The following is a 10,499-nucleotide window of genomic DNA, read 5'->3' as shown; positions in this document are numbered from 1 at the left end:
GTTATTTCGGGCCTGACACACCGCTATCGGGAGCAAGCCCCCTCCCACATTTGGAGCTGTGTGCGGGTTACCCCAGGGTATGCCGGGTCGGGCACCGCCTGGACTGAAAACCTGACGCCGAGCGTTCCGGCGGGGGTTAGATAACTGTGATGTTGGACGCGAAAACGCCCTTGGGCCGATGAATCCGGGCAAATCGCACGCGCAGGCCATCTTTCAGCCGAACGCCGGCCGAGCCTTTAAGATCCACACAGACGGCATCCTCACCGCAATCCAGATCAATCAAGCCTTGCCCGGTTTTTTCGCTGTAAAACTTGATCGTGCCCGTCAGCGCTTCCATCACTACGTCCTCTGCATCTCTTAACAACGCGGGTGCAGTGTCTGGCGCAATGGAACCGCGATTAGCCTTCGCTGGCTACTGTGATAGTTGACAGGTAACGCGCACTTTCAGATGAATGGCACGCTGGCAATCAGGAGTCGCGGCGCAGCTCCGGCGGAATTGGCAGGTCCTTGAGCGGGTCCGGCCGTTTGCCCTTGCCCGCGCGGTACTGGCGGATCTGGTAGACGTAGGCCAACACCTGCGCCACCGCCAGGTACAGGCCGGCAGGAATTTCCTGGTCCAGGTCCGTGGAGTAGAAAATCGAGCGCGCCAACTCCGGCGACTCCAGCAACAGAATGTCGTTGGCCACCGCGATTTCGCGAATTTTCAGTGCTGTAAAGTCGCTGCCCTTGGCCAGCAACATCGGCGCGCCGCCCTTCTCCGGGTCGTACTTGAGGGCTACGGCGTAGTGGGTCGGGTTGGTGATGACCACGTCCGCGTCGGGCACCGAAGCCATCATTTTGCGCTGGGACATTTCGCGCTGCAGTTGGCGAATGCGCTGTTTGACCTCGGGCCGACCTTCCTGGTCCTTGTGCTCGTCGCGCACTTCCTGCTTGGTCATCAGCAGTTTTTTGTGGCTTTCCCACAACTGGATCGGCGCATCCACCGCCGCGATCAGGATCAGCCCGGCAGACATCCACAAGGTGCTCCAGCCCACCACTTGCACGCTGTGGATGATCGCCGACTCCAGCGGTTCATGGGCAATGCGCAATAAATCGTCAATATCCGACGACAGCACCGCCAGCGCGACGAACAGAATCAGGATGAACTTGGCCAAGGCCTTGAGCAGCTCGACCAGTGCCTTGGTCGAAAACATTCGCTTAAGCCCGGCCGCCGGGTTCATGCGGCTGAACTTGGGCGCCATGCTGCTGGCAGCAAACAGCCAGCCGCCCAAGGCGACAGGGCCGATCAAGGCGGCCAGCAGCAAGGTGATGAGGATCGGCTGCACCGACAGGATCGCGATTTTGCCTGAATGCATCAGGTAGCGGCCCATGGCGTCGGGGTTCAGCAGCACCTCGCGCGGCAAGGCAAAGTTGAGCTTCATCAGCTCCATCAAGTCCAGCGCCAGGCCGCCGCCGTAGATCAGCACGGCGCCGGCACCGGCCATCATGGTCGCAACGGTATTGAGTTCTTTAGAGCGCGCAATTTCGCCCTTTTCCCTGGAGTCCTTTTTACGTTTCTCCGTGGGGTCTTCTGTTTTGTCCTGGCCACTCTCGCTCTCGGCCATGGCTCAACGCGCCCGTGCCAAGTCACGTAAAAACTGCAAGGCGTCGGTCGCCAGCGGTTGATACTGATTGAGAATGTCGGCCATGCCGATCCAGAAAATCCCCATGCCCAACACCAGGGTCAGGGGGAAACCAATCGAGAAAATGTTCAGTTGCGGCGCCGCGCGGGTCATCACGCCAAACGCGATGTTAACCACCAGCAGCGCGGTGATTGCCGGCAGCACCAGCAACAACGACGCACCCAGCACCCAACTCATGCGCCCGACCAGCTCCCAAAAATGATTGACCACCAAGCCCGACCCCACCGGCAAGGTGGTGAAGCTTTCGGTCAACACCTCGAACACCACCAAGTGGCCGTTCATGGCCAAAAACAGCAACGTCACCAGCATGGTCAGGAACTGCCCGATCACCGCCACCGACACGCCGTTGGTGGGGTCAACCATCGAGGCGAAGCCCATGCCCATCTGGATCGAAATGATTTGCCCGGCAATCACAAACGCCTGAAAGAACAGCGTGAGCGAGAAGCCCAGCAGCGAACCGATCAGGATTTGCTCGGCGATCAACAGCAACGCGCTGAGGTCCAGCGCATTCACCGGCGGCATCGGCGGCAGCCCGGGCACGATCACCACGGTGATGGCGACGGCGAAATACAGGCGAATGCGCCGTGGCACCAAGGTGGTACCAAACACCGGCATGGTCATCAGCACGGCCGTGATGCGAAACATCGGCAGGATGAAAGAAGCCACCCAGGTACTGATCTGGGTGTCGGTCAGTGCCAGCACAGATTGCATGCGGTCAGCCGATCAACAGCGGAATACTGCCGTACAACTGCAGGATGTATTCCATGAAGGTTTGCACCAGCCATGGGCCGGCGACGATCAGGGTGATCAGCATTACCAGCAAACGCGGGAGGAAACTCAAGGTTTGTTCGTTGATCTGTGTTGCGGCCTGAAACATCGCCACCAGCAGGCCAATCAACAGGCTCGGCACCACCAGCACGGCAACCATCATGGTGGTCAGCCACAGCGCTTCACGGAACAGGTCGACAGCGACTTCTGGGGTCATGGCTCTACACTCCGCCGAAACTGCTGGCCAACGTGCCGATAATCAGCGCCCAGCCGTCCACCAGCACAAACAGCATGATCTTGAACGGCAGCGAAATAATCAGCGGCGAGAGCATCATCATACCCATCGCCATCAGCACGCTCGCCACCACCAGGTCGATGATCAGGAACGGGATAAAGATCATGAAGCCGATCTGAAACGCGGTCTTCAATTCAGAGGTCACAAACGCCGGCACCAGAATGGTCAACGGCGCCTGGTCCGGGGTGGCAATGTCGGTGCGTTTGGACAAGCGCACAAACAACTCAAGGTCGCTGGAACGGGTTTGCGACAGCATGAAGTCCTTGATCGGGCCTTGGGCCTTGTCAATCGCGTCCTGCGCGGTGAGTTTTTCCGCGAGGTAAGGCTGCAGCGCTTGCTGGTTCACCTTGTCGAACACCGGCGCCATGATGAACATCGTCAAAAACAGCGCCATGCCGGTGAGGATCTGGTTCGACGGTGTCTGTTGCAGGCCCAGGGCCTGACGCAGAATCGAGAACACGATGATGATCCGCGTAAAGCTGGTCATCAGCATCACGAACGCCGGGATGAAACTCAGCGCGGTCATGATCAGCAAAATCTGCAAGCTGACCGAATATTCCTGCGCGCCGGCAGCGTTGGTGCCCAGCGTAATCGCCGGGATCGACAACGGGTCGGCGGCAAACGCCAACGGCGCGGCCAGCAACAGCATGAGCGTCAATAAAACGCGCATTACTTCTTATCCTTCTGATCCTTGCCCAGCAACTCCATCAGGCGCTGAGCGAATTCTGGCGTGGCGGCTTCGGCCTTGGCCACTTCAACCGGCGACTTGAGCACGTGCAACGGGGTGATGCGACCGGGCGTGATGCCGAGCAGAATCTGCTCCTCGCCAACCTGTACCAGCACCAGGCGATCACGCGGGCCGAGGGCACGCGAACCGATCATCTCGATCACTTGGCCGTTGCCCGGGCCAATGTTCTGTACGCGGCGCATCAACCAGGCCAGCACGAAGATCAAGCCGACCACCAGCAACAGCCCCAACACCAGTTGGGTCAGTTGCCCGCCGATGCCGCTGGTCACCACGGGCGCTGCAACTGCAGCTTGCGCGATCGGCTCAGCCGCGAGGGCGCTCAATGGCAGCGCCAGAAACAGTCCCGCCATCGAATACTTCATGTCAGCGCAACTTCTTGATGCGTTCGCTCGGGCTGATCACGTCCGTCAGGCGGATGCCGAACTTTTCGTTGACCACCACCACCTCGCCATGCGCGATCAGCGTGCCGTTAACCAGCACGTCCAGCGGCTCACCGGCCAGCCGATCAAGCTCGATCACCGAACCCTGGTTGAGCTGCAACAGGTTGCGGATGTTGATTTCGGTGCTGCCCACTTCCATCGAGATGGACACAGGGATGTCGAGGATCACATCCAGGTTCGGGCCGTCGAGGGTCACCGGCTCGTTGTTCTTCGGCACACTGCCGAATTCTTCCATTTGCAGGCGGTTGCCGGCAGGCGCACTGGCGGCGTCGGCGGCCAGCAGCGCGTCAATATCGTCTTGGCCAACATCGCCGGTTTCTTCCAGGGCCGCAGCCCATTCGTCAGCCAGGGCCTGGTCTTCGGCGGAAGTGTTCTCGTGTTCGGTAGCCATTACATGTCCTCGGCGAAGCAAACATTCATAAATAGGGGTGCAGCAACAGGGGCGGCTCAGCGACGGTTAATCGGCTCCACCACTTGCAGCGCCAGGTTGCCCTTGTGGGAACCGAGCTTGACCTTGAACGACGGCACGCCGCTGGCGCGCATGATCATTTCTTGCGGCAACTCGACGGGAATAATATCCCCCGGCTGCATGTGCAAAATGTCGCGCAAACGCAGCTGGCGACGCGCCACAGTGGCGCTCAGCGGTACGGCGACGTCCAGCAAATCTTCGCGCAGGGCCTTGACCCAACGTTCGTCCTGGTCGTCCAGGTCGGACTGGAAACCGGCGTCGAGCATCTCGCGCACGGGCTCGATCATCGAGTACGGCATGGTCACGTGCAGGTCGCCGCCGCCGCCATCGAGTTCGATGTGAAAGGTCGAAACCACAATCGCTTCGCTGGGGCCGACGATGTTGGCCATGGCCGGGTTAACTTCCGAGTTGATGTACTCGAAATTGACTTCCATGACCGCCTGCCAGGCTTCCTTCAAGTCGACGAAGGCTTGTTCCAGCACCATGCGCACCACGCGCAATTCGGTCGGGGTGAATTCGCGGCCTTCGATCTTGGCGTGACGACCGTCACCACCAAAGAAGTTGTCCACCAGCTTGAACACTAGTTTGGCGTCCAGAATGAACAACGCGGTACCACGCAGCGGCTTGATCTTGACCAGGTTGAGGCTGGTGGGCACGTACAGCGAGTGCACGTATTCGCCGAACTTCATCACCTGCACGCCGCCCACCGCCACGTCCGCCGAACGGCGCAACATGTTGAACATGCTGATACGGGTGTAGCGGGCGAAACGCTCGTTGATCATTTCCAGGGTCGGCATGCGTCCACGGACGATGCGATCCTGGCTGGTGAGGTCGTAACTTTTGACGCTGCCGGGCTCGGCAGCCAGTTCGGTCTGTACCAGACCATCGTCGACGCCATGCAACAGCGCGTCGATTTCATCCTGGGACAGCAGGTCTTGCACGGCCATGTCGTGATCCTACTGCAATACGAAGTTAGTGAAGAGCGCCTGCTCGACCACGACTTTGCCAAGCTCTTTCTGAGCCACTTCCTGCACGCTGGCAGTGACCTTCTGGCGCAGCATTTCCTGGCCTACAGGGGAGGCAAGGCTGTCGAAGCTCTGCCCGGAGAACAGCATCACGAGGTTATTGCGGATCACCGGCATGTGCACCTTGAGGGCATCCAGGTCCGCCTGGTTACGCGCCAGCAAGGTGATGCTCACCTGCAAATAGCGTGTACGACCATTTTGATTGAAGTTGGCGACAAAGGCCGGAAGCATCGGCTCGAAGATTGCCGGTTGCTTGACGTTACCGGTGGTTTCGGCAACAGGCGCTGGTTTGCTGGCATTGTTGTGCATGATGTACCAGGTACCGCCCACCGACGCGCCGATGGCCAGGAGCAGGCCCAGCACAATCAACAGGATAAGCTTGAGCTTGCCCTTGCCTGCGGGGGGTGTTGCTGCGTCGTCGCTCTTCGCCATGCCAATAATCCGTCACTATTCTGGGATTCATAGATCTACGGAAAGGCAAGAGCAAGTGTTATGCCAGAGTTGTCGGGCGGAGCGGGCAGCACACACCAAATGTGCGAGGGGGCTTGCTGCCGATGGCGGTGCATCAGTCAATTAATAAGTCGACTAACCCACTGCTATCGGCAGCAAACCCCCTCTCACATTCAAAGCCTTGCAAAGCTGGAATCAGGCGTAGTAGTCGACGGCACTGGAGCCGATCAGCGTAGACGTCACCGGCGCAACGGCTGCCGCCACTTCAGCCACATCGCCTGCATCGCCGCCGTCACCCCGCCCGCCACTGCCAGTGACGCCGCGGGCCTGGTTCTGCTGTTGTTGCTCCTGGCCCTGGCCCTGCCAACCACGCGACTGGTCGGACACGTTAACGTCGACCTGCCCCATGCCCTGCTGGGCAAACATCTCGCGCAGGCGGCCCGACTGGCTTTCCAGCGCTTCACGTACCACCGCGTGGCCGCTCATGAAGGTGACCTGCGCTTGCTGGTCTGCCGTCATGTTGACCTTGATGTCCAGGCGGCCCAGCTCTGCCGGCTGCAACTGGATCTCTGCCGACTTGAGGTTGGCACTGGACAAGTACATCACGCGGTTGACCACTTCTTCAGACCAGCCGCTCTGGTGCATGGCCAATGGCGCGTTGGCCACGGGCGGCAGGGCATTCGCGGTTTTCGGCGTGGCGGCCTGTGTCAGCGCGGCCAGGCGGTTGGCGAAATCATCGATGCGCGTGTCGCTGCTGGCGTCTTTGAGGTCCTTGAGGCCACCTTCGATCAAACCACTGAAGGCTTTATCGCCGCCCTGGTCAGTGCTGTCTTTGGCTTGCTGGTCGACCAGCATATTGGCCAGGCCGGTGGCAAAATTCTGCGCGGCGGTCGGCTGATCCAGCGTCGTCGGCGGCGCGGTTTTCTGCGCAGCCTGGCTGCTGGCCGAGACGTGGCCGCCCTGCTCCATCGCCAGGCGCACGGCAGGCATCGCATCCAGCGGGTCGGCTGCCGGGTCGAACGCCGGCACCTTGGCCTGATCGGTCGCCGCAACCGGCGCAGTGGCGGCCGTTTGGGCCTTGTCATCAGCAGTGGCCGCAGCCGGTGCTGGCGGTGGCGTGGCAACAGGCACGGCCACCGGTGTGACCGTGGCGATTAAAGCCGGGTCCACCACCGGGTCAACCGCAGGTTGTTGCGCCAGGGACGGATCGGCAGGTGCGTCCTCGTCACTGCTGGCGCTGTCGTCGGGGTCGGCCGGTGGCTTGGCAGGCAAGGGATTGCCGCTATCGGCAACGGCTGGCGTGCTGGCGGCAGGTGTGTTGCTGCCCGCCGCTGGCTTGGCGCTCGCGTCGGAGGGTTTATCGCGCGTCGGTTTGGCGGCGCTGTCGTCGGCCTTTACCGTGGGCTTCGAGCCTTGGTTGGCAAACACTTGGGCGAAGCCTGAGGCCTTGTCGCGCGGGTCTGCCGTCGCTACCGCGGGGGTGGCTGCGGGCGCTTGAGGCTTGGCCGCGGGGGCAGCCTGAAGAAGCGAATTCGGGGCGACTGGCATAGGTAAAGGTCTCCACTGCATGGGGATCGGGGATGCAGTCACTGGAGCTATAGCAAGAGTTGGGCCAGGTGACTGGCGTTGTGCGCGCGGAGCTGTTTAGCGTCAAAGCTGAAAGCGCTGCCGCTCATGCTCGTACAGCGGCCGGACGAGCGCGAATTCCTGGTCGATTTCGTCCACCAGTTCACCGAGGTCGACGCGGGCAGGTTCAGCAGAGCCGTCTTCCAGCCGTCGGCAAAGCTCCGCCAGGCGCACCGCACCGAGGTTGCCGCTACTGCCTTTAAAGCTGTGCGCAATCCGCCCCAACGCCTTGGCATCATCGCGCGCCCGGCGCAACGCCTCGACACGTTTCGCGGAGTCGTCAAGGAAGGTATCGAGCAACTTCGGATACTCGCTCTCCATCACTTCCTGCAAACCTGACAACACATCAGGGTCCAGATGAATCTCAGCCACTTGCTCGCTCCTTGATCAAGAATCAGCGGATTATGCCAGAGCCCCCCAGCAAAACTCCACGCACACACAACGCCCACCCTGCGACCAGCGTACATCGCTGCTCAATTGACGCACCAGGCTCAAGCCTCGACCAGACAAACGGTCGACATCCAGCGGCCGTGCCAGCACGTGTTCCACGTCAAAGCCGGCGCCGCTGTCTTCGATGCTCAGCGTCATTTTGCCGCCCATGTCGGTCGGCACCACGTGCACGTGCACACGAATATAACCGCTGCTCAAGTGCGCGAGCCGCTCATTGCGCTGGCGATAATAGTCGGCAAACCCTTGGGCATCACGCTTGAGCTGCGAATCCAAGCCCAGCACGCCGTGCTCCAGCGCGTTGGAATACAGCTCGGCCATCACACTGTAAAGCGCCCCGCTCTGCTCACGCAGGCCGTGGATTTCGAGCAACAGCTGCAGCAAATACGGCAACGGGTTGTACGTTTGAAGCGTGTGCGCGCGAAATTCAAAACTCACCGACCAGTCCAGCGGGCACGACTGGCCACTGTCGGCATACACAGGCTCGGCCGCACGCAACGGCGGGTCGGGCTGCAAGGTGATCTCGACCATGCTGACGTCATCACGCGCTTCACCGCGAAACGCGGCCAGGGCCAGTTCGATGTCTTCGAACAGGTGCCCGGGATCGCGGTTGGCGGCAAATACCTGCTGCAAACGCTCGGCGCCAAATAACTGGTCATTCGCGTCGGCGGTGTCCAGCACACCATCAGAGAGCAAAAATACCCGGTCGCCGAGGGCCATCGGCCAGACTTCAGTGCTGTCATTAAACGCGTCCGCCGACAGCACGCCCAGCGGCAGATGCCGCGACATCAACGGCGTGCGTTTGCCCGTCGCGACGTCGTGCACATAGCCTTCGGGCATGCCGCCGTTCCACACTTCCAGCGCCCTGCGCTGGGTACTCAGGCACAACAGGGTGGCGCAGCAGAACATGTCCACCGGCAGGATGCGCTTGAGCTTGGCGTTCATCTCCCGAAGAATCTGCGCCAGGCCGTGGCCCTTGGCCGTCATGCCGTAGAACACTTCGGCCAGCGGCATGGCACCCACCGCCGCCGGCAGGCCATGCCCGGTGAAATCGCCGAGCAGCACGTGCATGTCACCCGACGGTGTGTACGCTGCCAACAGCAGGTCGCCGTTGAACAGCGCGTAAGGCGATTGCAGGTAACGAATATTCGGCGCCGCGTTGATGCAACCCGAATGCGCGACCTTGTCGAACACGGCCTTGGCCACCCGCTGCTCATGCAACAGATAATCGTGGTGTTTGGCGATCAGGTCACGCTGCTGCAATACCGTCGCTTGCAGACGGCGCAGGCGGTCCATGGCGTTAATCTTCGCCGCCAAAATCAGCGGGTTATACGGTTTGGGCAAAAAATCATCGCCACCAGCATCCAGGCACTGCGCCAGGGCCGCGCTCTCGCGCAGCGAGGTCAGAAAGATGATCGGCACCAGCGTCTCACCCGCCAGGTGTTTGATTCGACGCGCAGCTTCAAAGCCGTCCATCACCGGCATCAGCGCGTCCATCAACACCAATTGCGGACGCTCGCGGGCAAACAGCTCTACAGCTTGCGCGCCGTGGGTGGCGGTGAGCACCTGATGGCCCTGACGCCGGATGATCGTCGACAGCAACAGCAAATCAGCGGCGCTGTCTTCGGCGATCAGGATCGTCAGTGGTTCAAAAACGGGGGCCAGGGTGCTCAACTGATGTCGAACAATTTATCGAAATTGGAGATGCCGAGGATCTTGCGCACGTCGGGGTTGCTGTTGACCACCATGACTTCGGCTTTGTCGCCGCCGGCGTAATCACGTAACAGCAGGAGCATGCCCAATGCCGAGCTGTCCATGTAGGTGGTTTCTTTCAAGTCGACTACATACAGCTCGGGCGCCTTGTAGAAACGCTCGTAGGCATCACGAAACGTATGGTGGCTGCCAAAATCGAACCTCCCCTTGACCACTATCGTCAACTTCTTCCCATCCGGGGATACTTCTGACTCAACTGACATACGACTGCTTCCTTGTCATTGGCAACGTGCAACAAGGTTTAGCAGGTGATGCGTAAGTGAGCAACATTCAGCATCAAATGTGGGAGGCTTCACTGCGTCTTTGATGTTGCGCTGTGGCCATCGTGGTTTAACGGGGCGCGTCTCAGATCAAAAACAAAAGCACGGCGGCCTGAAAGCCGACCTGAGTGGTTGAAGCAGATCAAAAGATGGTTTTGCATCACAGCAGATTTGCTTTTGGTTTTTGTGGGAGGGGGCTTGCTCCCGATAGCAGTTTTACAGTTGATACATGAATTGACTGACCCACCGCCATCGGCAGCAAGCCCCCTCCCACAGTTTGAATGCATTCTGCTTGGGGGATTAGGCCGGCTTCCGGTTCTTTCAAAAGTGACCCGCTGTAAGAGCGGAACCGATACAAGCCATAAACTCAATAACGGATATGCACTCAAAACCAAAGCCACAAACCTGGATGAATTTTAATAGCAAAAACAATAGGTTATTTGTAGTTTGATAGGAGGTGGTTTCTCCCACAAAGAGCAAAGAAGATCCGCGGTGCTGGCTAAAACTGTTCTTGGC

Annotated in this window: 14 protein-coding genes; all 14 read right to left on the bottom strand. The window is 59.9% G+C overall.

The annotated features are described in order from the left end of the window. Window positions 1-136: 136 nt before the first annotated feature. A complete protein-coding gene (locus tag F0169_RS26435) occupies window positions 137-337 on the bottom strand; it encodes a cold-shock protein (RefSeq protein ID WP_152748065.1) in 201 nt (66 codons plus the stop codon). 130 nt (window positions 338-467) lie between these two features. Beyond that, window positions 468-1,604 (bottom strand): flagellar biosynthesis protein FlhB, encoded by a 1,137-nt coding sequence (gene flhB, locus F0169_RS26430; protein ID WP_152748064.1) that lies wholly within the window; start codon window positions 1,602-1,604, stop codon window positions 468-470. Between the two features lie 3 nt (window positions 1,605-1,607). Then, on the bottom strand, window positions 1,608-2,393 hold the full coding sequence (fliR, locus tag F0169_RS26425) for a flagellar biosynthetic protein FliR (protein ID WP_058413181.1): 786 nt from the start codon (window positions 2,391-2,393) through the stop codon (window positions 1,608-1,610). 4 nt (window positions 2,394-2,397) lie between these two features. Beyond that, window positions 2,398-2,667 (bottom strand): flagellar biosynthetic protein FliQ, encoded by a 270-nt coding sequence (locus F0169_RS26420; protein WP_058413182.1) that lies wholly within the window; start codon window positions 2,665-2,667, stop codon window positions 2,398-2,400. 4 nt (window positions 2,668-2,671) lie between these two features. Further along, entirely contained in the window at window positions 2,672-3,415 is a 744-nt protein-coding gene (gene fliP / locus F0169_RS26415) for a flagellar type III secretion system pore protein FliP (RefSeq protein WP_058413183.1), read from the bottom strand. After that, window positions 3,415-3,855, bottom strand: coding sequence for a flagellar biosynthetic protein FliO (gene fliO, locus F0169_RS26410; protein ID WP_099239234.1), 441 nt, complete (start codon window positions 3,853-3,855; stop codon window positions 3,415-3,417). Before fliO ends, fliP begins: the two co-directional genes overlap by 1 nt. Before the next feature lies 1 nt (window position 3,856). Then, window positions 3,857-4,324 (bottom strand): flagellar motor switch protein FliN, encoded by a 468-nt coding sequence (fliN, locus tag F0169_RS26405; protein WP_152748063.1) that lies wholly within the window; start codon window positions 4,322-4,324, stop codon window positions 3,857-3,859. A gap of 56 nt (window positions 4,325-4,380) precedes the next feature. Beyond that, a complete protein-coding gene (fliM, locus tag F0169_RS26400; protein WP_058413186.1) occupies window positions 4,381-5,349 on the bottom strand; it encodes a flagellar motor switch protein FliM in 969 nt (322 codons plus the stop codon). Between the two features lie 9 nt (window positions 5,350-5,358). Then, window positions 5,359-5,859: a flagellar basal body-associated protein FliL gene (gene fliL, locus F0169_RS26395; protein ID WP_152748062.1), complete on the bottom strand. Its 501-nt coding sequence runs from the start codon at window positions 5,857-5,859 to the stop codon at window positions 5,359-5,361. A gap of 213 nt (window positions 5,860-6,072) precedes the next feature. Next, entirely contained in the window at window positions 6,073-7,425 is a 1,353-nt protein-coding gene (locus F0169_RS26390) for a flagellar hook-length control protein FliK (protein WP_152748061.1), read from the bottom strand. 102 nt (window positions 7,426-7,527) lie between these two features. Continuing rightward, complete coding sequence (locus F0169_RS26385; protein ID WP_058413189.1) at window positions 7,528-7,875, bottom strand: Hpt domain-containing protein; 348 nt, start codon at window positions 7,873-7,875, stop codon at window positions 7,528-7,530. Between the two features lie 30 nt (window positions 7,876-7,905). Next, window positions 7,906-9,624 carry an ATP-binding SpoIIE family protein phosphatase gene (locus tag F0169_RS26380; RefSeq protein WP_152748060.1) on the bottom strand — a complete coding sequence of 573 codons (1,719 nt, stop codon included), beginning with the start codon at window positions 9,622-9,624 and terminating at the stop codon, window positions 7,906-7,908. After that, on the bottom strand, window positions 9,621-9,926 hold the full coding sequence (locus F0169_RS26375) for an STAS domain-containing protein (RefSeq protein WP_058413191.1): 306 nt from the start codon (window positions 9,924-9,926) through the stop codon (window positions 9,621-9,623). The genes F0169_RS26380 and F0169_RS26375 overlap by 4 nt, the downstream gene beginning before the upstream one ends. A 378-nt stretch (window positions 9,927-10,304) precedes the next feature. Next, window positions 10,305-10,499, bottom strand: a 195-nt coding sequence (locus F0169_RS27585) for a hypothetical protein (RefSeq protein ID WP_206670189.1), incomplete at its 5' end; no start/stop codon positions are given.

The organism is Pseudomonas kitaguniensis (assembly GCF_009296165.1).
Taxonomy (GTDB): domain Bacteria; phylum Pseudomonadota; class Gammaproteobacteria; order Pseudomonadales; family Pseudomonadaceae; genus Aquipseudomonas; species Aquipseudomonas kitaguniensis.
Note: the sequence above shows the minus strand (reverse complement) of the source record. Positions and strands in the feature narration are given on the sequence as shown.